Raw genomic sequence first — 24,398 nt, 5'->3', positions numbered from 1 at the left:
TTGCGCTCACCATATCCGGCAGGGCTTTCTCTTATTCTCCCAGCAGAGACTGTACCAGTTTTACCGCCTCTGCGGCGTCTTTGGAATATCCGTCCGCTCCGATTTCTTCGGCAAAACTCTGTGTGGTCACCGCACCACCAATGATAACTTTCGCTTTCAGGTTCTTTTTATTTCTGAGCGCGATAGTATCCTTCATCCGCATCATAGTCGTAGTCATCAGTGCTGACAAAGCGATGATGGAGGCATCGTGTTCCTCAGCCGCCGCAATGATCCGGTCCGCCGGCACATCCTTGCCCAGATCATATACCTGATAGCCATAATTTTTTAACATCAGCGCCACCAGATTCTTTCCGATATCATGAATATCTCCTTCTACCGTGGCAATGACGATCACCGGTTTTTCTTCCCCGTCATTCTCTTCCTGCAGAAGCGGCTCCAGATATCCGATCCCTTCCTTCATGGTATTGGCACTAGCAATGAGCTGCGGCAGAAAATACGTCTGTATGTCAAAGAGCCGTCCAACCTCGTTAATCGCCGGGATCAGCATATGGTCGAGAATATCCTTCGGCGCCGCGCCCCGTTCCAGCGCATCTTTGACCCGGTCCACGATCTCCTCGGTATTTCCTTTTAACACCGCCTCAAATACCGGCGTCTGTTTCACCGCTGCTGGCTCTGCTCCGCCGTTGTTTTCCCGCTGACTGCCGCTTTCTTTTGCTGTGCTTCCCGCTATAGCTGTACCTGATGTTCCCTCTCCGGTATTCCCGGCTTCCGCTTTTCCGGCCGCGCTGCCGGTATTTCCGGCATGGAACGCTCCACTTTGACTGCCTCCGGCGGTCTGCTTTTCTTTTATCCGTTTTACCTGTTCAATATAAGTAATGTCCGCCTGTGGTTTATTCTGAAGCAGATCAGAAGCATAGGCAAGCCCCATCAAAAGGCCGTTGGACGGGTTGGCAATGGCCATGGTCAGACCATTTTGAATAGCCATAGCCGCAAACGCTCCGTTGACATAGGCCCGTTCCGGAAGACCAAAAGAAATGTTGGACAGTCCCACGGTGGTACAGAGTCCCAGTTTTTCCTTACAGTAGCGAATGGTCTCCAATGTCTCCAAAGCCGCCTTCTTATTGGCGCCAATGGTAGTGACAAGGCCATCCACAATAATACGATTCCGGTCAACACCACAGGCCTCTGCCTTCTCAAGGACCTGATGGATCAGCGTCTTTTTCTCCTCCAGACTCTCCGGCAGGCCTTTGTCAGAAAGCGGAAGCAGGATAAACATGGCGCCGTATTTTTTTACCAGAGGAAGAAGCTTTTCAATTTTTTCCTTTTCCATGGAAATGGAATTGACCAGCGCCCGGCCCGGGTAGGCGCGCAGCGCCGCTTCCATGACTTCCACGTAACTGGTATCAATACACAGAGGAAGATCCGTGACCATCGTCACTTTCCGGATGGCTTTCAGCATCATTTCCTTCTCATCAATACCGTTAGTACCCATATTGATATCCAGGATATGCGCACCCATCTCTTCCTGTTCTTCCGCCATTTCCTCCACCATGCGGAGTTTTCCTTCCCGGAGTTCCTGCTGCAGTTTTTTCTTTCCTGTCGGATTGATCCGCTCTCCTATGATGAGGAAATTACCATTCAGAAGGACTTCCTGACTCTTTCTCTCGGATGCCAGCATGGCCGGATGATGATTCTCAGGCGGCAGGACTGTAAGACTTTTCACTGCTTCTGCCAGCCGTTTAATATGCTCCGGTGTGGTACCGCAGCAGCCGCCGAGGATTCCGGCGCCAGCTTCCATAAAGGCCGGACCGTAAGAGGCAAACTCCTCCGCTTCCATAGGATAAATAGTCTCCCCGTCCACCAGCTCCGGCAGTCCCGCGTTGGGTTTCACCAGGATCGGGACTTCCGCATATTCTTTCATCTGACGGACCACCGGAAGCATCTGTGCCGGTCCCGTGGAACAATTGACGCCAATGACGTCCGCACCGATACTCTGGAGTACCACCACTGCCGTCACCGGATCCGTTCCGTAGAGAGTCCTTCCGTCTTCCTGGAAAGTCATGGACGCCATTACCGGCAGATCACAGGTTTCTTTGATGGCAATGACTGCCGCCCGGGTTTCCGCCAGGCTCATCATAGTCTCCACCACAAACAGATCCACACCAGCCTCATAGAGATACTGCGCCTGTTCCTTGTAAATATCTATAAGCGTTTCCAGGGGCATCGGGCCCACCGGCTCCAGTGCCACGCCGGTCATAGTCATATCGCCGGCCACCAGCGCCCGGCTGCCGGCCGCTTTTTTGCTGATCCGCACCAGCGTCTTATTGATCTCCTCCGTCCGGTCCTGAAGACCATATTCTTTCAGCTTCTCCCGATTGCCGGAAAACGTCGGCGCATAGAGGATATCCGTTCCGGCTTCCACATAGGATTTCTGCAGCTTTACAAGCACATCCTCGTGTTCCATGATCCACAGTTCCGGGCAGACGCCGGTAGGCATTCCCGCTTTCTGCAGATTGGAGCCTGTGGCCCCGTCCAGAATGAGGGGACCATTCTCCAGTCTCTGATACAATTCTTCTCTTGTCATACTGTCACCTCAGTTTCTTTTCTTCCATCTTTTCTTTCATTCTTTTTTACTGCCCGCACATTTCACTCTCTTCTGCTGCCCGCACACCGGCCGCTCCCCCGCTGCCCGGCAGACAGTTTTCCATAATCCGCTGAATCAACGATACTCTGTGAAACGGCGTCATAAAATAGTATCCGGCTCCCACATCTTTTCCCATGGATATCACCTGACCGGAAATGGTGAGAGCCGTCTGCTCCCATTCTTCCCGGCTGCCTTCCGGACTGTAGCGCGCAAGCACTTCATCGGGCACATGGATGCCCGGCATCTCATTTTTGATAAAAAGCGCATTCCGGTAGCTGACCAGCGGCATGATGCCAATGAGAATCTTTGCCCCGGTTTCCCGCTGCAAAAAGGCGAGCCTATCGATCTCCTCCTCCGAGTAGACCGGCTGGGTCAGGAAAAACTGACAGCCGGCGTCCATTTTCCGCTTCATCCGCTCAGCGATCTTATCCGCTCTGGCCCCGTTCTGATTCAAAGCGCCTCCATAGCAGAGCGGGGCATCCGCAAACAGTTCTTCATTGAGACTCTGCAGGAATTCCATCAGTTTAATGGAATTGAAATCAAACACACTTTTGGTAAACTCCCGTTCTTCCCGTCCCACCGGGTCTCCTGTCACAATGAGCATATTCCGGACGTCATTGACATAGGCGCCGAGAATACCACTTCGGATGGCGATGCGGTTTCTGTCCCGGCAGGCAAGATGCGGCATGACCGGAATTCCAGTTTCCTGCTGAATCTTTACCGCGGTCAGCAGCGCATCCGCCCGGGAACGCGCCAGCGGAGAATCCGCAATGGTAATGATATCCGCAGGCGTATCTGCCAGGGCGTGGGCCCCGTTCATCAGTTTCTCCATCTGCGCGTCAAAAGGCGGGTCCAGTTCCACGGCAATGACCGGCTCGCCTTTTGCAAGCTTCTGACAGAAAGTATTATGACGCAGCCGCTCTCCTGCATCCCGGCTGTTTCCGGCTGTTTTCGCTTCCTCCGCTTTCTGTCCGGCAGACACGCCGGCTCCGGACGCTTCCTTCCCGCCCCGGCGATTCATGATTTCATTACCCTCTGTCACCGTTTGTCTTATCTGTTTCCCGGTCGTCAGACGGATCCGCGGATATTTTTTCCGTCCGCTGCCCTGCAGTCTCACAGCGATCTCACGGATATATTCCGGCGTAGTCCCGCAGCAGCCTCCAAGGATTCCAACGCCCAGCTTTGCCAGATTCTCCGCCTTTTCCCCAAAATAGGATACACTGTCTGAATACACCGCATGTCCCCGCACGATCTGAGGATAGCCACAGTTAGGCAGCGCCGTCAGCACCACCTGTTTTGGCATGCCGGATTCCTCCAGCCAGGAACGCAGGAACCTCTCCATATGAGCGGCGCCGATGCCGCAGTTAAGGCCTGCCCCGTCTAACAATCCGCTGCCGACCGCCTTTTTGAGAACTGTTTTATAATGGAAACCGGTCCGTCCATATCCCGTCGGCACGAACGAAAACTGCCCGATGATAAAGGCATCCGGCCGTCTTTGCCGGATATATTCCGCCATGAAAAGCACATACCGGGTATCCGGAAATGTTTCCAGTACAAAAAGATCCGCTCCGGCTTCCAGAAATGCATCAATGATCTCTCTGTATTCTTTTTGCATCTCTGCCTCACTGCTCTCGCTGTCCTCATAGACGGGCCCGATATCTGCCGCTGCAAAAACTGTCCGGCCCTGCTTCGCCGCCTCTGCGGCCGTTTCTTTGGCAATCGCATAACCAGCCTGAACAAATCTCACAAAACCGGCATCATCCGCCGGCATCCCGTGCTTTTTCATGATGTCCTCATAAGTCTTCCTGTTGGCAGAAAATGTATTGCTGCGTATGAGGACCGCGCCTGCTTCTATATAGGATTGATGGATCTCTCTGATTATATCCGGCTGGAAAAGATTGGCTTCTTCCGAGCAGAGAAACTGTCCCTCCGTCTTCTCATCAAAATATGTACCCATGGCGCCGTCTGTCAGCAGGATATGTTCTTTTAAATAGTCTCTGATCTTCATAGTCTGATATCCTTTCTACAGAAAAAACCTGCATAGCCATTCCGGACATCCGTTGTCCGAGAAACCGGTATGCAGGCTCACAGCAATTATAACGCGGTGATCTTTCCTTCGTACTCCAGATTCAGCCGACCCTTCATATCACAGGCCAAACCAAGCTTTCTCATGCAGCGCATCATGGAACGATTGTCATCCACACCGTATTTGTCGATGATATCCACAAACTTATCAATCATATCCATGGCTTCTTTGTCAGACAGATAAAAGGTCTCTATGATCTGCTGTACATTCTCCTTCTTGGAAGTGGTAAACAACAGAAGGGTAATCTGCAGTCCCACCAGGATATGATATAACTTTCTGTTATAGTCAGACATACCAGCCTTTAAGAAGGCAAACAGATCGCTCAGACGCATGGTGTCAATATCGTCAATATGCATATCGTTAGCCTTTAACTTATTCTCCACATCAATATCCATGATCACAGAACTGATCATCATGGCCGTCTGGTAGGCATCAATATCTTTATCGGATACCGGTGTGAGAGACGGCGCCTGATTACTCATCTGCTGGCAGTAGATCAAATCCCTCACCAGCGCATTCTCAAACAGATAGTCTTCCAGTCCGCTGTCCACCTTGACGATAAACTCTTTCTTTCCTGTGTCCATGGCCACCGGATGACTGCAGTCCTCTGTATTCTCCGGGTCCATCTTGAGAATATTCACAGGATAAATCAACTCTCCGGTGATCTCATTGTACAGCTTCTCTGCCTTTTCTGACAGCGTCTTTCCTAAAATCTCCATACTCATCGTTCCAACCTTTCTTCTTCGATACCAGGTCCTTCCCGGCCACAGTCTGATGCCGTGCCCGGCCGCCCGGTTCTTCATGCATTTCTGTAACAGTCCAGTCATGGCATCTCGGAAACCCGCTGCTAAACTGTTACCACATTTCCTACATTCTAACAAAATGGAACCTGCGTTTCAAGTATGTTTTTTCTCCCGGTGAAATTCATGGCAGTGATTCGTTACTGTTCACACAGTGATCAGCAGCAGTGATTTTTCTCCCATTGACTTTTTTTCCTCTTCCGGGTTATAGTAGTGCAATAGACAGTAACATACAGGAGGTATCAACAATGGCAGAAAAAATCACGGGAACGACTGTGCTCATCGGCCTCCTGGGAAGTCCGGTGGCCCACAGTCTCTCTCCCCTCATGCATAACGAAAGTTTCCAGGCTCTCGGTCTTGACTACGCATATCTTTGTTTCGACGTGGGCACCGACCGCCTGAAAGAAGCCGTGGAGGGTCTGCGCGCCATGGGCGCCAGAGGCTGGAACCTGACCATGCCGGACAAAAATCTGATGTGCGAACTTTGCGATAAACTCTCCCCGGCCTCGGAGATCAGCGGAGCCGTCAACACTGTGGTCAACGACGGCGGCGTACTGACCGGTTACACCACCGACGGCACCGGCTACATGCGCGCGGCGGCGGAAGCCGGCTTTCCCCTGCCAGGCAAGGTGATGACGCTCCTTGGCGGAGGCGGCGCCGCCACTGCCATCCTCGTTCAGGCGGCTTTAGACGGCATGAAAGAGATCCGCGTTTTCAACCGGAAAAGCCCTTCCTTCGACCGCCTCTTACACATTGCCGGGCAGTTAAACGAACGGACTGACTGTAAAGTAAGCGTCCTTCCCCTGGAAGACGCCAAAACGCTCCGCGAATCCATCGAAGAAAGCGATATCCTCACCAACGGCACCAGCTTAGGGATGGCTCCCCACACCGACGCCTGCCCGATTCCGGACAGTTCTTTCCTTCGCCCGGATCTCATCGTCTCCGACGTTATCTACAACCCACGGCAGACAAAGCTCCTTGCCATGGCGGAAGAAACCGGCTGCCCGTTCTTTAACGGTCTTTACATGCTGCTCTACCAGGGCGCAGCCGCCTTTGAGCTGTGGACCGGACAGGAGATGCCGGTGGAACGGATCAAAGAGAAATATTTCTCGGAGTGAACATTTCCCGGTATCATGTGGCCGTCATATTTTTGCAGGTTCCCGGCGCTACTGCCAGGACTAAATTCCAACTTTTTATAAAAAAAGAGGTAATATGCAAGACATCTGTCCTGTATATTACCCTTTTACAAATCGCAATTCCGCAATACAAAATTCTCTGTCCGCAGCACATCAGCGGCACATTTCTTCTCTGCCGCCGCAACCGCCCCATCTCATTATTTCTGTCCGACCGGTACTTTCAGGGTCTCCCGCAGCTGCTCAATGGTTTCCTCGGGAAGCGCCGTGGCCTCCATAATAAATGCATTGTCCTTTCCCATCTTGATCAGATTGATTGCCACTTTAGTAATGCCACGTTCCTCAAACATATCGGATAAGTTACACATCTTATCTACCTCCCTTCCATAGCCGTCGTCCATGGCAATGCCATATTGTTCTGAAAGTTCTCTTTTGATCTCCTCTTTTGACTTCCGGGAAGAAAACAAAGTATTGAGCATCCGGATCAACGCATCGTCTTTCTCATCCATATCTTCCCGAAGACAAATCTGAATCACTTCCAGTTTATCATATGCATTCTTTTCATCGGGAATCCCCGGAATTAAATCGTCTTTTTTCATGGAATACCGGCTGATGGCGTTGCCTATATATGTCGGTGGATTAAAACAAATCCAGATGGAATACACTTTCTTCACGTCATCATAATGTTCCAGAGTAAATTCCTGATTAATCTGAGAAGAAATCATTCTGGCACAGTATACGATACCCCTTGTCACAATCTTATATCCCGGATAAAAATCTTTCTGTGCTTCCACATCAAATAAAATCTTTAATTTATCTTTATCATCTATCACAATATAGAAACGAATATCATAATAGATAGTACTTTCTAGTACTTTCGTTCACAGATACGGATTCCGTATTATCTCCTGTAATCCTTTCCGGCGTTTCCAGCACCGGAATCTCCCCCGACTGCGTACTTTCCTCAATAGATGCACTTATCTCATCAACATCCATGTCCGCAACCTCTGAAACCGTTCATTTTAAAATCCTGGCCAAGATTGATTTATGGGACAATACCACTTTACCCTGTTTCAAAATTTATCGTAAACAAAAAAGAGGATTGCTCCTCTTTTCCTCCTGCTGCTATTTAAACTTCCGGCTCTGCCTCTTTCAGAGATTCTCTTCCGTAAAAGGCGTCCGCTCTGCCGGAAATCTCGTTATAAAAGACGGCCTCCGCAGTATTCATGTACGGCAGAACATAAAATAATGCCAGTCCAAAGGTCAAAAGACTTAAGATATACCATCCAAGGAAACTGAATCGCAGACAGAACAGCTCCCATTTATGTCCCCGCATGATCTTTCTGGACATCTTCATGGCCTTCCCCACGGTATAATCCTTTTTCTCCTCCAGAATGTACGGAACCATGGCATAGGCGTACATGGTGACGATTCCAGGGATAATAAGGAGAATGGTAAAGAACAGCTCATAGAAAAACAGGGCGATCTTCATGTACATTCCCTTCCATATCAGTGAGAACCGGCCAAGCACCATGGACGGCACTGCCTCTCTTCGGTCCAGAAGGGCCAGGTTAAAATCAATATAGCCAAACCGTGCCGGACCTCCCGCAAAAAAGAAGAATACCGCCAGCACGATTCCGATTCCCACCAGCATCAGAAAATAATGCGGAAGATTCTCAAAAATCCGGATGGCAACACTCATTATAAACATAAAGTGGCTGATGAAATACAAGGAGGTAAAGAACGCGCTCAGGCAGGCTGCTATGAGCATGGCCCCGATGGCCCTTCCCCAGTTTCCCTTCAGAGCATCTCTTGCAATCTCCTTGTATTCCGCTGATGTCAACTTCATAGATTTCCTCCTGCTGTCAGTACGGAATCCATTGACCTAATCGATGTTCCACATTTCTTTTACCCGCATCACTTCATTCAGGGTCATATTCATAAATGCCTCGTTCTGCGGCTGATTGCTGAATGCGTTGGTTTCTTTCCGGTATGCAATCTCCGCATTGACATCGTCAATGGTAATTCCTTTTTCTTTTAAAAGTTTTGCTGCTTCGTAACCTCTCATTTCTACTACCTCCCATTTTATCCTCATTGATCGCTCAGTTACCGTTATTATTATAATGCATTTTTTACGAATAATCTACTGTTTTATTCCCTATCACTCATCACCGCGCAGGAACTCCACATAAGAGCGGGGTTCTTTGGTGCTTCCGGAGAATCCGCAGGAGCGATACAGATATTCTGTATAGAAAGAAAGCAGGGTGCGGGCGTCTTCTTTTTCCGGCACCGGCGTCTTGATGACCATGGTATAAAGATTCTCTTCATCTACTTTGACTACTTTATAAATTTCCAGACTTTTGTTCTCTTCATAGCCCGTCACCACATAAACGGTATCCAGATAAAGCAGAGTTTCGGCATCTGTGAGAGATTCCATATCTTCCCTGTACATTTCTTCCATCGGAGTCTCTTCCTCATCCTCGCCATGCCTCTCCTGACTGTAAGAAAGCAGCGCGCTGTTATCTTTTCCCCGAAAAGAAACGCTGTACTTTCCGGCATCCTCATCCGCCTCCGCTTCCACCGAACAATACAGATTCTTCGGGTAGGCAAAAGAGAAACTCTCATCAAGATTTTCATTGGCGTCATGCCCGTTAAACTGCCGGTAATCATCCTCCAGCAGCACCCGGTGGAAGTCCATCTTCTCCCTGGATGAAATACGAAGTCCCCACTCCTGTGCCAGCTTCTCTCCTTCGCTCAATTGCTCTTCCTCTGTGGTATCATCCACATTTTCTGAGCTGTCCCGCTGCTGTGTCATGTCCTCTGTGTCGGACGTAAGCTCCGCATCATAATCGGGCTCCTTAAAAGGATTGCGTCCCCGGATACTTACAAAAAAGCAGAGCAGCGCAAACATTCCGGCAAAGGACACACAAAAAATAATACATATTCTTTTGATAAATTTCTTCACATACCCAGACATCTTCTCTTTTCTTCACCCGTTTCGAATAGTCCTCTTTACATGTTATATGATCTGATGGCGGCTCTCATCTTTTTCATTCTCGCCTTTTCCGAAGCCCAGCTCATCGTACTGTGCCTTTACCTCCTCCCATGGAAGTACATCTCTCTCTTCTTTCAGATAAGAGAGGATATCGGCAATTCCTTCTCCGGTATAGGCGCTGGTGTAAAAAATCTTATGGCAGCCCGCCAGAGTCAGCCACGCCGCCGCCTGTTCCGGCTGAGCTGCCCAGTGGTCGATCTTTGTCACGACTCCGACAACTTCCCGGTTGCAGACCGGTGTCAGATTCGGGGAATAGAGAGAAAACGGCTCTGTGGCATCCATCAGCAGTCCGATGACATCAGCCTCCGCTGTAAAGACCGCCAGCGCGGAAATCAGGTTCTTGGACTGAAGATATTCCCCCGGTGTATCAATGATCGCATCATAATGATTGACATACTGTGTCTTGTGATAGGTGATGGTGTCACCTTTCATTGCCTGGGATAAGGTTGTCTTTCCGGCTTCACTGCGGCCGATGAACATGATCTTACGCATGAGGCACCGTCTCCCGTTCTTTCCATTCTTTCCACTCTTCCATGCATTCTTTACAGCAGAACTTATGCTCGATCCCGTCTTCCTCCCAGGTGCATATATTTTCATCATCATCAAATACGTTATCGTAGCAGTTCTCGCATATGATCATGCCTTCTGTCTCCGCATCTATAAAATCCTGAAACATAGAATCGATGCCCATCAGCTGCTTGATAATGCCCGCCACATTCCCTCCCGGGCTGGCGGCAGCGGCATCTTCCTGATTTATTTTATTCTTCTCATTGTCCACAATGATTGCCTCCTGTCATTTATAAATATTTTATCGAACTCGCACGGACACTGTCTTTGAATACCTGGAACAGACAGTCACTCCGTTCAGCTGGCGGCTGAGCCGCACTTTAAAATAATATTTCTTTCCGGACTTAAGCTTCTTAATCTTCGCAGAACCTTTTTTGGCATTCTTTGTCAGCAATTTATACTTTCCTTTTTTGGATCTGGAATAATAAATCTGAACAGTGCTGCCTTTTTTCTTCGGCTTCCAGGATACTTTCACTTTTTTCTTTCCGGCTGTGGTCACTTTAACGGTCGGTTTTACAAAAATCTGATCGGAGATCAGAAAATTGATATCCACCGGACCCTGAACGCCGGCCACACGGCCCTGATTGGTGGCCTGCCACATCTGATATGTACCTTTGTAGCCGCATTTGGCACTGTAATGGGCCACCCATCTGCCCCATTTATTGAAAGTCTTTTCCGGAAGTTCATTGGTAAAAGAATAATTGCTGGCGTATATGGCAGCTTCATATCCGGCCGCCTCGATTCTCTGGCAGAAAGCCTTCGCAATCTGGCTGCGCTGCTTTGCAGTTGTCGTACTGAAAATGGACTGATCCTCCATATCAAAATAGACCGGATAGGCAAGCCTTCGTCCGTTGATGAGACGCAGAACATGATCCGCTTCGCTGACCGCCCGGCTGACCGAGTCAGCATAGGAATAAATGTATACGCCATACGGAATACCAGCCGCCTCACAGCCCGTCACATTTGCAAGCCACTGGGGATCGTCCTGATTGGTCTGATTCATACCGTAACCACAGCGGATAATGGCGAAATCCACACCGTCGGCCTTCACCGCATTCCAGTCAATGGCCCCATTATTGCCGCTGACATCAATTCCTCTGGCGTAAGCCCCGTTGATCACTTTTCCGTTGCTGCTGTAATAAGCGTTGCCGGATCTGGTCCATGCGCCGGCATTCAGAAGACCAAATGACAGACCGGATTCCTCCAGAGCGCTCTTTCCATACCGGAAGCTGTCTGCCTGATCACCTTTCTCTCCTGCCTGCACTCCGGTATGCAGGTAAAAAAATGCCGCCAGAAGCAGCATGAAGGATATACCGATTTTCTTTAAAACGCCATTCTGCATAATATTCCTCCCAACTTTCTATACCATTCTCAGAATCTGTAAATTTCTTTTTATATTCTACCCATGAAAAGGCTCCTTGTCAATGGAGAGGTTGGATTGCATTTTTGCATGGCTGCCGATATTTTATCTTTACACAATACCGGAAGGGAGCCCCGGTTCCGGATGACTCCCTTCCTATTATAATGCATTTTAACTATAATGCATTTTAACATAATATCTTTTAAAATCTAAAAATGTATTCCGGACTATTTTCTGATCTTGATGTGTACCTCACGAAGCTGCATCTCGGACACTTCGTTTGGCGCTCCGCACATGACATCCTGCGCGTTTCCGTTCATCGGGAACGGGATGACCTCGCGGATATTTTCTTCGTTGCGAAGAAGCATGATCATGCGGTCCACGCCCGGCGCCATACCCGCATGCGGCGGGGCTCCGTACTGGAACGCATTGTACAGTGCTCCGAATTTGGTCTGCAGATCTTCTTCCGTATAGCCGGCAATCTCAAAGGCTTTGACCATAATATCCAGATTATGGTTCCGCACAGCTCCGGAGGATAATTCCACACCGTTGCAGACAATATCATACTGATATGCCAGAATATCCAGCGGATTCTTTGTGTTGAGCGCTTCCAGGCCGCCCTGCGGCATGGAAAACGGGTTGTGGGTGAAGATGATTTTCTTCTGCTCTTCATCGTATTCATACATCGGGAAGTCATTGATATAACAGAAACGGTATGCGTTCTTTTCCAGAAGATCCAGCCGTTCTCCAAGTTCCGTCCGGATCTGTCCGGCATAGAGGGATGCCTGTTTCTCTTTGTCCGCGATAAAGAAAATGGTATCTCCCGGCACCAGGCCGCCCAGCTCGGCCATCTCTTTTTTTATATCTTCCGGTATAAATTTATCAATTGGTCCCTTATAGCTGCCGTCTTCCAGCACTTCCAGATAACCGAGTCCTCCCATTCCGATGGACTGCGCGAACTTCAGCAGTTTTTCATGGAAACCTTTGGACATTTTCTCAGACACCTTGATGGCACGTACAGTCTGACCGTGGAACGGCTTAAAACTGCACCGCTGGAAGAATTCTGTCACGTCGATGATGCGGAGAGGATTACGAAGATCCGGTTTATCCGTACCAAACGAAAGCATGGCCTCGGCGTAGCTGATCACCGGAAACGGCGCCTCTGTCACCGCATACCCTTCCGGCGCAAACTTCTTAAATGTGTCCGCCAGCACCTCTTCTCCCACACGGAACACATCTTCCTGTGTGGCAAAACTCATCTCAAAATCCAGCTGATAGAACTCTCCCGGCGACCGGTCCGCTCTCGCGTCCTCATCACGGAAGCAAGGGGCGATCTGGAAATATTTATCAAAGCCAGAAACCATGAGCAGCTGCTTATACTGCTGTGGTGCCTGCGGCAGTGCGTAAAATTTACCTTTAAACTTCCGGGACGGCACAATGTAATCTCTGGCCCCCTCCGGAGAGGAAGCGCACAGAATCGGAGTCTGGATCTCCAGGAATCCCATCTCCGTCATCTTCTCACGCAGATAACTGATAACTTTGGAACGGAAGATCATATTGTCTTTGACTTTCCGGTTTCTGAGATCCAGATAGCGGTATTTCAGACGGGTATTTTCATGATTTTCCTTTGAAGTCACAATCTCAAATGGCAGCGGTTTATATACCTTTCCCAGCATATCCACTTTATGTGCTTCCAGTTCAATGGTTCCCGTCGGAATCTTTGGATTATAAGTCTCCTCATCCCGGTGCTCCATGACACCTTCCACTGAAATGCAGTCTTCTTTATTAATTCCTTCAAGAAGAGAGGTATCTCTCATAACCACCTGGAGCACGCCGTACATATCTCTCAGATCAATAAAAGACACGCCGCCGTGGTCGCGGATATTTTCCACCCATCCGGCGGCCCGCAGGGTCTTTCCCACATCCTGCTCACTGATTTTATCTAAAGTAACGTCTCTGTAAATGTTTGATGTACTCATATTTTCTCCTTTCTTTCCGGGGCTTTCTTCATGCAGCTGCTTCTTTCTTCCTGGCTTGCCTTTGTTTTTCTGCCTTCGCCATCATCTCGAATCCGCTCCGCTTCTTCTCGATGTCGCTGCGCGCCTTATACAGAAATCACGTCACTGCTTTCCGAAAGCAGGCTTTCTTCATGCAGCTGCTTCTTTCTTCCTGGCTTGCCCTTGTTTTTCTGCCTTCGCCATCCATCTCGAATCCGCTCCGCTTCTTCTCGATGTCGCTGCGCGCCCTATACAGAAATCACATCACTGCTTTTCGAAAGCAAGCTTTCTTCATGCAGCTGCCGTGATTTCTGTGCATGGCTTGGCAGAAAAACAAAAAAACCGCCCTGAACTAAACGTTCAGGACGGAATATGACCGTGGTACCACCCGAATTACCGCAGCCCCGTTGCTGCAGTCACTCAAATTTCACTGCTGCTGTTTATCGCACAGCTACGGCGCACCTACTGACAGAAGACGGATTCCTCTGCTTTCAGATTGCTGCTGGTAAAGTGTTATTCACGCGGATTCATTCTGCGGAGTTCCCACTGTCCTCCGCTCACTGGGAGCGATAATCTGCGCTACTTCTCTTTGTCATCGCATTGCTTTATCAAATTATCGTGACTATCATATCATAATTTTTTTTAATTGTCCAGACTTATTTTTTTAAATTTCTGCAGTTTTTCTTTGCATTTCTTTCAAAATTTTCGAACAATTCTTCTTTCAGCCGTGATTTTCCCTTCTTCCGGAACATAATACCGCCGAAAATGTCATATCGTTGTCATTCTTCTCTGATTTTATCTGCCAGAATCTTGTCCACATCCTCCACATCCATATCCAGCGCAATGGACAGCTCATTGAGCAGACAATCTTTTGCCAGAAACAGGTACTTCTCGTCCACCGCCGTAATCCTCCGGCCAGCCGCTTCTCTTTTTCTTTTCCGCTCATACAATGCTTTCAAAAGCCGGAGCGATTCTGTGGAATTCCCACTTTGCAAAATTTCTTTATATTGCTGTTCCTGTGTTCTGGAATCCCGGATTTCCATATCTTCATACTCCGGAATGCCCCTCAGCAGCTCTCTGGCTTCTTCTTTCGTCATGACTTTACGCATAAAAACTTTCTGGTTGTCTACAGGTGAAAAAATCGTGCTTCCCTTGGAACGCATCGGCGCCAAAACATAATAAATTCTGTTGTCCCCTTCTCCTGCTGCATTCATATAGTCCTGGACTTCACAAACGCCGTTGCTGCCGTAAATAATATATTCACCTTTTTCAAACATTTCTATCAGCCCTCTTTCTCATGAACAAAATGCAGTTATTTATTGCCTTTATATATAATTTATCAGTTTTTTTCGTGTTTTTGCAAGATTTTTTTTATTTTTTACCTTTTATCCACTTTATAATTTATTTTTTTAGTTTTTTTGTATATTTTTCCCATAAGATATATCAGATTTTGTTTCTGTCACACTATTACTTTATCCCGGCACAAGACGTTCTATTTTTATTTTTCCATTTTTTTCTGGATTTATTCCTGATTTTTCAAAAGACTTTTCCTCTGTAGATCTGGATATGGGATTTATATGAAAAAGAACCGCCCGGCGAAAACATTTCGTCTGACAGTTCTTTCTATAGTCTGAATATAAAGTTAAATCTCCAGCGGATGTGCGATGGCATGCTGAAGGCCATCCACAAAAGCTCTGGCTGCCGCCCGGCAGGCGGATTCTGTTCCCGCAAGGACCGCTCCACTGGAGTTCGCGTGAGACGGCGGATACCAGTATCTGGCAATCCGGGTCTCTCCGGCTTTTAAGGCTTTGTCCAAAGCGTAATTGGTCTCGATGGGGCCTCCCACCAGATAGGCGTAAGCCGTTCCCTCCTCGATACCGCAAAAATCTTTAAAAAACTTCCCGGAACGAGGCACACACTGGGCATAAAAGGCCGTTCCTCTGTCCCCGTCAAAATTACAGAGCTCCGTCCGGTTATCAATGAAATCTTTGACGTAAGCAAGACCACTCTTCACATCCGCCACCTTCGGACCGGAAAACATAACAAAAACGCTGCCGCCGTACCGGCTCCAGGAACAGGTGGAACCTCCATAGAAGGTCTCCGCATGAATCACTTTGATATCCGCCTTTTTGGTGGCGTCATCCACAGCCAGATACCCGGCGTCATCGTTGTCCACCGAGAAAAAGCCCACACTCTGATGCCCTTCCGGCAGCTGGTACACTCTGGCAAATTCATCCGATACATTCGCAATGATCTTCTGGCTGAGCATTTTGGTCTGCATTCTGATTACTTTCATCTTTCTACCTCCATTGGATGAAATGCACAGTATTCTACTGCCTCGGCAAAAGCCTGCACCGCCGCCCGGCAGGCTGACTCCGTCCCTGTAAGAACACCCCCGCCGGTGTTGACTCTGGTCGGCGGGCGGAACAGTTCCGATACTTTCGTATCGCTGGCCTTCAGCGCTTTATCCAGCGCATAAGTGCTCTCCACCGGGGTACTGACCAGATAAGCAAGAGACATTCCTTCCGGTATCCCCAGTTTCTTCTGATAAAAGCGTCCGGCCCTCGGTATCCAGTCGGCGTAATAACCAAGGGTTCCTTCCTCGTCCAGCATATAACAGGCAGACCGGTTCTCAATATAATCCTTCACGTAGCGGATACCGCTCTGCACATCAGAGACATTCTCTCCGGAGAGAACAGCGGTGATCTCTCCGCCGTATCTGCTCCAGGAATAGTCCACGCCGCCATACACGGTCTCTGCGTGGACAATCTCTATTTTGGCTTTCTTGGTGGCGTCGTCCAGGGCGAGCCACATTACATCTTCATTATCACAGGCAATAAAGCCAACGCTCCCGTGATCCTCCGGGATATCCCACAGCGCCCGGTAGGCATCCGTGACATTGGGAACCACCTTCTGCATAGTCACCTGCGACTGCACTCTTCGTTTCATTTCTCCTCCTGATTTTTGCAGAAAACTTCCGCTCTTTTCTGCCTGCCCGCGGCAGCGACGACATATTTACGCGCAGGCCGGCAAGATTACTGATAGTATACCACAGCTGCTTTCTCAGGGAAAGCCTCTCTCTTCAAATGCAATCCTCTTTCAGGAAAACAGATCTTTCAGAACTTCTTTTGCTGACTGATCCCTGTAATGATCCGGATCTTCCATGACCGCACTGCCGCTGACATCCCAGCGGAACCGACTGTAATGCAGATAGGAAGCACCTCTGGCGTTGTCCGGAAAACGGCGGTGCCAGGATGGAAAATATTTTTTCATATATTTATCCGCCAGCTTCACCGCTTTAGAATTCTTCTTTCCGGACGGCGCCTCTGTGCCGGAAAGCTGCACACCGGCAGGGCTGGAATGAACGAGCACCACACTGCCATCCGCACAGGAACCGATCACAATATAGACATGACCGGAACCGGACATAATATCTCCGGCCTTATAGTCTTTGACAGCGGACGCTTTCCGGAAAGTTCCCCATCCATTTTCCGCATAATTTTTTGCCAGATTTTTCGCCTTATCCACATAGCCCTCTCCCTCTTTTCCCCTGGAAGTATGCAGAGAGTTGTAAACCGTCCAGCCCACAAAACCTGAACAGTCCAGCCCGTATCCCCTTTTATACCGGTAATTGCGGTAATTATAGGAAGCTCTCTGTTTTGAGGCAAAAGTCCTCCACTGAGGATTCAGGCCGATACGCAGAGCATCCTTTCCGGCGCCGTTATCCGCTTTGTTCCATCCGCCTCCCCAGATGTACATGGTGGATCCCACCGGAGCCAGAGAAACTTTCAGGAAATTCCGCAGGGTTGTGGTCGCCTGTACAGGTACCGTGGTATCGCTTTTTTTGCTGTAAACTCCGTATTTGATTTTCGTTTTTTTCACTTTATAAGCTCTGACCCGGTAAATGTACCTGGTCCCGCTTTTTCTGTCTGAAAGTATGGCCTTCTTTTTGGCAGTGGCTTTCACCATGGTCCAGCTGTCCTGACCATCGGCTTTTTCATACACTTCATACCCATCGGCGCCCTTCACCGGTTCCCAGGAAAGAACCACTGAATCATTCACTCCGCTGGCAAGCAGCCCTTCCGGCGCCGACAACGCCGCTGCCCGGCAGGTTTTTCCGGAAAATCCCAGCCAGAAAATACCCGCCACAAAAATCGCAGCCCATAAAACCATTCTTTTTTTCCTTTTCTGATACCATTCTTTTTTCATTCTATACTATAAAATCCTTTCTTATGTGGAAGATCTTCCTCTTCTTTTTCTTTTTTTCACAAATAAAAACATGTTATTTGTTCAAATATGCTGGTTTTTACCAAAAACCCGTGCTATAGTATAAATATCTATGACAACACTGCACAGGAAACGCCAGTAAAATGACGTACTGGCCGGACAAAAACAACAGGAGAGTGATACGTATGAATTATGAAACAGCACCCACCCATTCCGCACCCGAAGCGCCGCGCTATCACCGGAAACGCCGTGCGCCAAGGTGCCGATTCGCCCGCAGACATATCAGCCGAGCGCTGTCCGTCTGTTTTCTTTCTCTCTGTCTTCTTCCCTCCGCTGTGTCAGCTGATCAGCTGTTCACCACGGACGGCGTCAATGTAAGAAGCGGTCCTTCTTCGGATTCTTCCATTTATTTTGCGGTGCCGGCAGGCACAGAAGTCACCAGGACCGGACAGACCGGCAACTGGATCGCCGTCAATATCGACGGAGTCCAGGGCTACATTTATAACAGTTATCTTTCCGGAAACACTTCAGATTCCGGATCCCCTTCGGACAGCTCTGTTTCAGAGTCAGACAGTCCTTCAGATCGTTCTTCGTCTGCGTCAGGAGACTCCTGCATCAACAGTACAGAAGTAAATCTGCGCAAAAAATCCAACAGCCATTGCAAAGTTCTGGCGGTCCTTGCAGTAAATGAACCGGTTTCGGTGTTGTCTGTGGACGGAAACTGGAGCCGTATCCGCCGGGAAAACGGACAGGAAGGTTATGTATATTCCATCTATCTGGGCGATAATAAACCGGAGAACTCCGACTCCGGATCGCAGAGTACCGTACTTTCCCGGGAGGACTGCATCGAATCCTTCCGCTCCGCCGCCATCTCCTACGCCGAAGGCAGGCTGGGAGACACTTACAGCCAGGAATTCCGGGACAGCGACGGCTACGCCGACTGTTCCAGCCTCGTCCGCGACGCCTTCCAGCATGCCGCCGGCGTCTCCATCGGCGACACGACTTACACCCAGGCTGACACCATGGATCATTATTTTTACTCTGTCAGTCAGATCACTGACGCCGCGCCGGGCGATCTTCTGTATCATCTTTCCGGCGAACATCACACCGGCATCTATCTGGGCAACGGACAGGTGCTCCATGCTTCCCAGAAAGCGGGAACTGTAAAAATCTCCTCTTACGGCAGTGACAGCTCCTACTGGGAATACGGATGCAACGCTGCTGCCTACTGCTATGACGCCGGGCAGTAAGCAAAACAGGCTGGCCTGCCGCTGCATCTACAATTTCAGAAACTCACAGGTGACAAAAAACATGAGTGCCGCCCAGGTATACACCGGATAATAGATGCCGTGTTCATCTTTGCCGTCCACCAGATATTTTCTGGCTTCTGCCAGACTCACCAGCCGGCATCCTTCAAACTTCTCCGAGCCTTCCGCTCCACTCTGAGACAGTTCCGGCATGGTATCGCGGTTGATGGACATGTATACCAGCGCGTTGGCCTCATCGGTCATTCCCGGCGAGGAAAAAACAAAAGGATTGATGATGCTGACCTCATCCTTTTCCCCCACGGCAATACCTGTTTCTTCTTTCAGCTCCCGGACGGCCGTATTTTTTATGGCTTCCTCGGTGCTGTTCCAGGCTTCCGCCTCCACAAGCCCCGCCGGCACACTCAAAAGATACTGTCCTGCCGGATAACGGTACTCCCAGTTGAGAAGCAGCTTCGGCTCCTCTCCTTTCACCCGGAGAACCACCACGCAGCTGACGCCGTCCGGCGGCAGACTCCCGTACTTCTCTTTGGGCAGCACCGCCTGCAGACGGTCTTCTTCTCTCCGGCTGGCACAGTAATAATGCTTGCCTTCCTTATATTGCAGGTCATACATTTTCATAAACTTTGAATCATATAGCTTTTTAATCTGTTCTTTTTTCATAAATCCTCCAAATTCTGCCATGGCATCTTTATTTTATTATGCATTTTTCCTGTGTGTATCATATCATAAAACCTTCGAAAAAGCACTTCCTGTCCCATTGAATTTTTTTACAGAACAGGTATAATCAGGGTATTACTTATTTTGACACGCCGGCGGCGGACATGGCGTCCGTACCGGCACAGACAGATTGGAGTACCGCCATGCTTACCTATTCATTTCATGATATCGGAACAACGCCTCTTTATGAACATTTATATAAATGTATCAAAAATGATATTGTCAACGGAACGCTCCGCGCCGGAGCAAAACTGCCCTCCAAGCGCAGCTTTGCCAAAAATCTGGGCGTCAGCCCCATCACCGTGGAAAATGCCTACGCCCAGCTTTTATCAGAAGGTTACATCTATTCTGTTGCAAAAAAAGGATATTACGTTGCAGATTTCTCACCGGAACTCATGGCCCGGCCGGCCTTCTCTGAGGCACCGGCTGCCCCGCCGGAAAACCGGCCGCAGTTTTTTGCAGACTTTTCCAGCAACCAGACCCGGCCGGAACATTTTCCCTTTTCTGTCTGGGCCAAACTGATCCGGGAAACCATGCAGGAAAGAAACACGGAACTTATGACCAAATCCCCCTGCGGGGGCATCCGCGAGCTCCGGGAAGCCATTGCCGGTTATCTGCGCCAATTCCGGGATATCCACGTTGAGCCGGAACAGATTTTTGTAGGTGCCGGAACCGAGTACCTTTATGGTCTCCTGGTACAATTCCTGGGATTTGACAAAATATATGCCATCGAAAATCCGGGCTACGAGAAAATCGCGCAGATTTACGACAGCTATCAGGTGGACTATCGGTTTATTGACATGGATACCCAGGGTATACGTATTGACCGGCTGGAAGAAAGCGGCGCCGATGTGGTGCATATTTCTCCTTCTCACCATTTCCCCACAGGAATCATCACGCCGGTGAGCCGGCGCTACGAACTTCTCAGCTGGGCGGCAAAATCCGACTCCCGTTACATCATTGAGGACGATTACGACAGTGAATTCCGGATGACCGGACGGCCGATTCCCGCGCTCCAGAGCATTGATATCATGGAAAAAGTCATCTACATCAACACGTTTTCCAAGAGTCTTTCTTCCACCCTGCGTATCAGTTACATGGTGCTGCCGCCTTCCCTGGCCGCCCGTTTCCTCAGGAAGATGAGTTTCTATTCCTGTACCGTGTCCAACTTCGAACAGTACGCCCTGATGCGCTTTATCCGGGAGGGATTTTTTGAGAAACATATCAACCGGATGCGCAACGCCTATCACAAGAAACGGGACTGTCTTTTATCGGCCATCAAAAAAAGCCCGCTCTCCTCCCTTGTCACCATCACGGAGGAGGACGCCGGCCTTCATTTTCTCATGCGGGTTGATACAAATATTTCTGACTCAGTCATCATGGAACGGGCGCTGGCCCGGGGACTGCGCCTGACCTGCCTGTCTCAGTACTATCACCAGCCTCCGGAAAATGTGGAACATATTTTCATTATCAATTACTCCTATCTGGAGACGGACCACATTTCCGAAGCGGTGAGACTTTTATATGAATGTCTGGAGGATCAATAAAAATCCGGTCATGCCTGACAGGCATTATCCAGAATCTCATGAAGAGCGCTGCCGCTGCTGGTATGACAGCGGACAATATCCGCGTTGCATTTTTCCGCTTCCGCCACCGCGCAGCGCACCATTTTATGGGATACGGTATTGGTAAATAAGATCAGCAGATCCGGACGCCCGATCTGGGTACTTAAATTGCCTCTCATCTGTGTAAATACCTTGGCCTTACACTGATGTGCCTTACAGATTTTTTTGTACTGGGACACCATCCGGTCATGTCCTCCTACGATCACTACACTCATGGATATACCTCCGTTCTCTATAATAACAAACCAAACACAAAATCACTATGTATTAATTAGTTGTAACTAACTTACATTTAGTATATCTAACCATCCTGCATTCGTCAATATTGCTGTTGAGAATCTTTCTCCATAAATGTATCATGCGATGCAACCGAACCATTTTCCCCATGACAAAAGACGGGCGAAAAGCACTGTAATGATGCTCTCGCCCGTCTGATTCTTACAGAAACGACAGGTAAACCGGCCGTTTCCTTTGATTATTTCTGATATTTCGCTTCCTGTTCCCGGATCATGTCGTCGTTATCGAAGTAATTGATCCGCATGGCTGCCTTCACCTCTTTTAAGGTCTCCGCTGCCACAGCCTCCGCCTTGATGCTGCCCTCTTTGAGGATCTCATAAACAGCCGGGATATCCTTCTCCCACTCTTTTCTTCTCTTGCGGATCGGTTCCAGTTCCGCCTGAAGCACCTTATTTAAGAACTTCTTCACCTTCACGTCGCCAAGGCCGCCTCTGGTGTAGTGGTCCTTTAATTCCTGCAGGTTCGCGTACTCCGGCAGGAATTCATCGAAATGTTCCTGTTTGCTGAAGGCGTCCAGATAGATAAATACCGGATTGCCTTCCACCTGTCCCGGATCTTCGATCCTTAAGTGGTTCGGATCCGTAAACATGGACATTACCTTTTTCTTTACTTCCTGCTCGGTATCGGATAAGTAGATGCAGTTGCCAAGGGATTTGCTCATCTTCGCCTTGCCGTCGATACCCGGCAGACGCAGACACGCTTTATTATCCGGCAGAAGGATCTTCGGATCCACCAGTGTCTCCCCGTAAACCGAATTAAACTTGTGCACGATCTCTTTGCACTGCTCCAGCATCGGCATCTGATCCTCGCCCACCGGCACGGTGGTTGCCTTAAAGGCCGTGATATCCGCCGCCTGGCTGATCGGATAAGTGAAGAATCCCACCGGAATGCTGGCCTCAAAGTTACGCATCTTGATCTCGGACTTCACCGTCGGATTCCTCTGAAGGCGGGAAACTGTCACCAGATTGGCATAATAAAAGGTAAGCTCGGTAAGCTCCGGCACCATAGACTGGATAAAGAGCGTGGACTTCGCCGGGTCCAGACCGCAGGATAAGTAGTCAAGAGCCACTTCCATGATATTCTGGCGCACCTTCTCCGGGTGATCCGCATTATCCGTGAGCGCCTGAGCGTCCGCGATCATAATAAAAATCTTATCGTACTCTCCGGACTCCTGTAACTCTACTCTTCGTCTCAGCGAGCCCACATAATGGCCGACATGCAGTCTTCCCGTCGGCCGGTCTCCTGTCAAAATAATCTTTTCCATTGTATTGAAACATCCTTTTCTGTAAATTTTCTCTTGTCCTATTGTAGTATACTCTGGTAGGAGTGTCAAAAGGAATTTTTCTGATTTGACTTTGGTATGGCAAAATGGTACAGTAGGCTTATTCAACAAATACATAAATAAAAGGATGTGCGTTATGAGTAAAAGAATGAAAAATTGTATGCTTTTGATCGCTTTCGGCGTGGCTCTCTATGCCTGTCTCAACAATCTTGGAAGCGTCATCGGCTTTTTTCAAAATGTCGGCGGACTTCTTCTTCCCATCATCGGAGGCATGGTCGTTGCCTTTGTGCTCAACGTTCCGGTGAGAGGATTCGAGAAGCTTTATACCCGGCTTTTTAAAAAATTCAATGTAAAGCCCAAAAACGGTCCCCTGGTCATGCTCAGTCTGTTGTCCACGCTGGCCTGTATCGTGCTTATCGTGATGCTGGTTTCCACCATGGTGATCCCTCAGCTGATCACCTCTGTCCGGAGCGTGTATCTGACCATACAGGCAAGGAGTCCGCAGTGGCTGGCCTTTTTATCGGAATACGGCATCGATACCACCTGGATCACCCAGCAGCTTTCCTCTTTCAGCTTAAGCCAGATCAACATTGAACACATCGTGCAGAGTGTGCTGGCCGGCGCGGGGAACTTCTTAAATTCTGCCCTGGGAATCGCTTCCTCCACCATCAGCGTGATCATCAATTGTTTCTTTGCTCTGGTAATCGCTCTTTACATATTACTGAGCAAAAAGACTCTGGGAAGACAGTGCAAGAAGCTTCTCTATGTCCACCTGAGCACACCCATTGCCGACAAAATCTATTACGTAGCCAGCCTGATCAGCAAAACCTATTCCCGTTTTCTGTCAGGACAGTGTATTGAAGCAATCATTCTCGGAGTTTTGATTTTTATTTCTTTTTCCATTTTCAGGATTCCATATGCCATCCTGATTGCCGTACTGACGGGAGTACTTTCATTCATCCCTTACATCGGCGCCTTCTGCGCCTGCTTCATCGGCGCGCTTCTGGTTCTGATGGTCAATCCGCTGCAGGCGCTTTTGAGCATCATTGTTTACCAGGTGGTACAGTTCATTGAGAACCAGTTCATCTACCCTCACGTGGTGGGCGGTTCTGTGGGACTTGCTCCCCTGTGGACACTGGTGGCTGTCCTGATCGGCGGCAATCTCTTCGGTGTTCTCGGCATGGTATTCTTCATCCCTCTGGTGGCTGTTCTTTACCAGCTTGTAAAAGAGTACACTAACAAAAAACAGGCATTGCAGCAGACCGCTGCGGCAGCTTCGGCCGCGTCAAAAGAAACAAAGGCAGATGCAGAAGCCAAATAAAACGAATCGATACCAACAA

Annotated in this window: 24 protein-coding genes; 5 read left to right on the top strand and 19 right to left on the bottom strand. The window is 49.0% G+C overall.

What is annotated here, in order from left to right; translation table 11 throughout:
- Positions 1–31 precede the first annotated feature (31 nt).
- The 3 genes from B5E53_RS00835 to B5E53_RS00825 form a co-directional block, all read right to left on the bottom strand.
- A complete protein-coding gene (locus tag B5E53_RS00835; protein ID WP_087311811.1) occupies positions 32–2,584 on the bottom strand; it encodes a homocysteine S-methyltransferase family protein in 2,553 nt (850 codons plus the stop codon).
- Positions 2,585–2,630: 46 nt separating this feature from the next.
- Complete coding sequence (locus B5E53_RS00830) at positions 2,631–4,652, bottom strand: bifunctional homocysteine S-methyltransferase/methylenetetrahydrofolate reductase (RefSeq protein ID WP_087311809.1); 2,022 nt, start codon at positions 4,650–4,652, stop codon at positions 2,631–2,633.
- 86 nt (positions 4,653–4,738) lie between these two features.
- A complete protein-coding gene (locus B5E53_RS00825; RefSeq protein WP_087311807.1) occupies positions 4,739–5,557 on the bottom strand; it encodes a hypothetical protein in 819 nt (272 codons plus the stop codon).
- A 221-nt stretch (positions 5,558–5,778) separates the two neighbouring features.
- Between B5E53_RS00825 and aroE the strand changes: the two genes are divergently transcribed.
- On the top strand, positions 5,779–6,648 hold the full coding sequence (gene aroE, locus B5E53_RS00820; protein WP_087311805.1) for a shikimate dehydrogenase: 870 nt from the start codon (positions 5,779–5,781) through the stop codon (positions 6,646–6,648).
- 215 nt (positions 6,649–6,863) lie between these two features.
- Here aroE and B5E53_RS00810 read toward each other — a convergent pair whose 3' ends face one another.
- The 9 genes from B5E53_RS00810 to aspS form a co-directional block, all read right to left on the bottom strand.
- The gene (locus tag B5E53_RS00810) at positions 6,864–7,496 is read right to left on the bottom strand and encodes a hypothetical protein (RefSeq protein ID WP_087311801.1); all 633 of its coding nucleotides are present in this window, start codon (positions 7,494–7,496) and stop codon (positions 6,864–6,866) included.
- A 16-nt stretch (positions 7,497–7,512) separates the two neighbouring features.
- Positions 7,513–7,659, bottom strand: coding sequence for a hypothetical protein (locus B5E53_RS19015; protein ID WP_162611731.1), 147 nt, complete (start codon positions 7,657–7,659; stop codon positions 7,513–7,515).
- Between the two features lie 133 nt (positions 7,660–7,792).
- A complete protein-coding gene (locus B5E53_RS00805; RefSeq protein ID WP_087311799.1) occupies positions 7,793–8,512 on the bottom strand; it encodes a DUF975 family protein in 720 nt (239 codons plus the stop codon).
- A 36-nt stretch (positions 8,513–8,548) separates the two neighbouring features.
- Positions 8,549–8,731 (bottom strand): hypothetical protein, encoded by a 183-nt coding sequence (locus B5E53_RS00800; RefSeq protein ID WP_087311797.1) that lies wholly within the window; start codon positions 8,729–8,731, stop codon positions 8,549–8,551.
- A 93-nt stretch (positions 8,732–8,824) separates the two neighbouring features.
- Positions 8,825–9,628, bottom strand: a complete 804-nt coding sequence (locus tag B5E53_RS00795; protein WP_140401417.1) for a hypothetical protein — start codon at positions 9,626–9,628, stop codon at positions 8,825–8,827.
- Positions 9,629–9,682: 54 nt separating this feature from the next.
- Positions 9,683–10,210, bottom strand: a complete 528-nt coding sequence (locus B5E53_RS00790; protein WP_087311793.1) for a EutP/PduV family microcompartment system protein — start codon at positions 10,208–10,210, stop codon at positions 9,683–9,685.
- Positions 10,203–10,496 (bottom strand): hypothetical protein, encoded by a 294-nt coding sequence (locus tag B5E53_RS00785; protein ID WP_087311791.1) that lies wholly within the window; start codon positions 10,494–10,496, stop codon positions 10,203–10,205. Before B5E53_RS00785 ends, B5E53_RS00790 begins: the two co-directional genes overlap by 8 nt.
- A 30-nt stretch (positions 10,497–10,526) precedes the next feature.
- Positions 10,527–11,627, bottom strand: a complete 1,101-nt coding sequence (locus B5E53_RS00780) for a glycoside hydrolase family 25 protein (protein ID WP_087311789.1) — start codon at positions 11,625–11,627, stop codon at positions 10,527–10,529.
- 245 nt (positions 11,628–11,872) lie between these two features.
- Positions 11,873–13,624, bottom strand: coding sequence for an aspartate--tRNA ligase (gene aspS, locus B5E53_RS00775; RefSeq protein WP_087311787.1), 1,752 nt, complete (start codon positions 13,622–13,624; stop codon positions 11,873–11,875).
- Here aspS and B5E53_RS18805 point away from each other — a divergent pair.
- Positions 13,608–14,018, top strand: coding sequence for a hypothetical protein (locus B5E53_RS18805; protein ID WP_140401416.1), 411 nt, complete (start codon positions 13,608–13,610; stop codon positions 14,016–14,018). The two genes, aspS and B5E53_RS18805, sit on opposite strands and share 17 nt — an antisense overlap.
- Positions 14,019–14,421: 403 nt before the next feature.
- Here B5E53_RS18805 and B5E53_RS00770 read toward each other — a convergent pair whose 3' ends face one another.
- The 4 genes from B5E53_RS00770 to B5E53_RS00750 form a co-directional block, all read right to left on the bottom strand.
- Entirely contained in the window at positions 14,422–14,919 is a 498-nt protein-coding gene (locus B5E53_RS00770) for a CarD family transcriptional regulator (RefSeq protein WP_087311785.1), read from the bottom strand.
- A 365-nt stretch (positions 14,920–15,284) separates the two neighbouring features.
- The gene (gene eutL, locus B5E53_RS00760) at positions 15,285–15,938 is read right to left on the bottom strand and encodes an ethanolamine utilization microcompartment protein EutL (RefSeq protein ID WP_087311781.1); all 654 of its coding nucleotides are present in this window, start codon (positions 15,936–15,938) and stop codon (positions 15,285–15,287) included.
- Positions 15,935–16,591, bottom strand: a complete 657-nt coding sequence (gene eutL / locus B5E53_RS00755; RefSeq protein WP_087311779.1) for an ethanolamine utilization microcompartment protein EutL — start codon at positions 16,589–16,591, stop codon at positions 15,935–15,937. Before eutL (B5E53_RS00755) ends, eutL (B5E53_RS00760) begins: the two co-directional genes overlap by 4 nt.
- A 150-nt stretch (positions 16,592–16,741) precedes the next feature.
- Complete coding sequence (locus B5E53_RS00750; RefSeq protein WP_162611730.1) at positions 16,742–17,815, bottom strand: fibronectin type III domain-containing protein; 1,074 nt, start codon at positions 17,813–17,815, stop codon at positions 16,742–16,744.
- Positions 17,816–18,054: 239 nt separating this feature from the next.
- On the opposite strand from B5E53_RS00750, the gene B5E53_RS00745 reads away from it, so the two are divergent.
- Entirely contained in the window at positions 18,055–19,119 is a 1,065-nt protein-coding gene (locus tag B5E53_RS00745) for an SH3 domain-containing C40 family peptidase (RefSeq protein WP_162611729.1), read from the top strand.
- A 27-nt stretch (positions 19,120–19,146) separates the two neighbouring features.
- On the opposite strand, the gene B5E53_RS00740 is transcribed toward B5E53_RS00745, so the two are convergent.
- Entirely contained in the window at positions 19,147–19,818 is a 672-nt protein-coding gene (locus tag B5E53_RS00740; RefSeq protein ID WP_242963462.1) for an NUDIX hydrolase, read from the bottom strand.
- A gap of 179 nt (positions 19,819–19,997) precedes the next feature.
- Between B5E53_RS00740 and B5E53_RS00735 the strand changes: the two genes are divergently transcribed.
- Entirely contained in the window at positions 19,998–21,401 is a 1,404-nt protein-coding gene (locus B5E53_RS00735) for a PLP-dependent aminotransferase family protein (protein WP_087312199.1), read from the top strand.
- An 8-nt stretch (positions 21,402–21,409) separates the two neighbouring features.
- Here B5E53_RS00735 and B5E53_RS00730 read toward each other — a convergent pair whose 3' ends face one another.
- Both B5E53_RS00730 and trpS read right to left on the bottom strand, forming a co-directional pair.
- Positions 21,410–21,694: a DUF2325 domain-containing protein gene (locus B5E53_RS00730; protein WP_087311772.1), complete on the bottom strand. Its 285-nt coding sequence runs from the start codon at positions 21,692–21,694 to the stop codon at positions 21,410–21,412.
- Positions 21,695–21,954: 260 nt separating this feature from the next.
- On the bottom strand, positions 21,955–23,040 hold the full coding sequence (gene trpS / locus B5E53_RS00725; protein ID WP_087311770.1) for a tryptophan--tRNA ligase: 1,086 nt from the start codon (positions 23,038–23,040) through the stop codon (positions 21,955–21,957).
- Between the two features lie 154 nt (positions 23,041–23,194).
- Here trpS and B5E53_RS00720 point away from each other — a divergent pair, with 154 nt between their 5' ends.
- On the top strand, positions 23,195–24,379 hold the full coding sequence (locus tag B5E53_RS00720) for an AI-2E family transporter (protein ID WP_087311768.1): 1,185 nt from the start codon (positions 23,195–23,197) through the stop codon (positions 24,377–24,379).
- The last annotated feature ends 19 nt before the right edge of the window (positions 24,380–24,398 follow it).

Origin of the sequence: Eubacterium sp. An11, assembly GCF_002161065.1 — a bacterium.
Lineage (GTDB): Bacteria > Bacillota > Clostridia > Lachnospirales > Lachnospiraceae > Anaerobutyricum > Anaerobutyricum faecale.
This window is presented reverse-complemented; position numbering and strand designations above follow the sequence as displayed.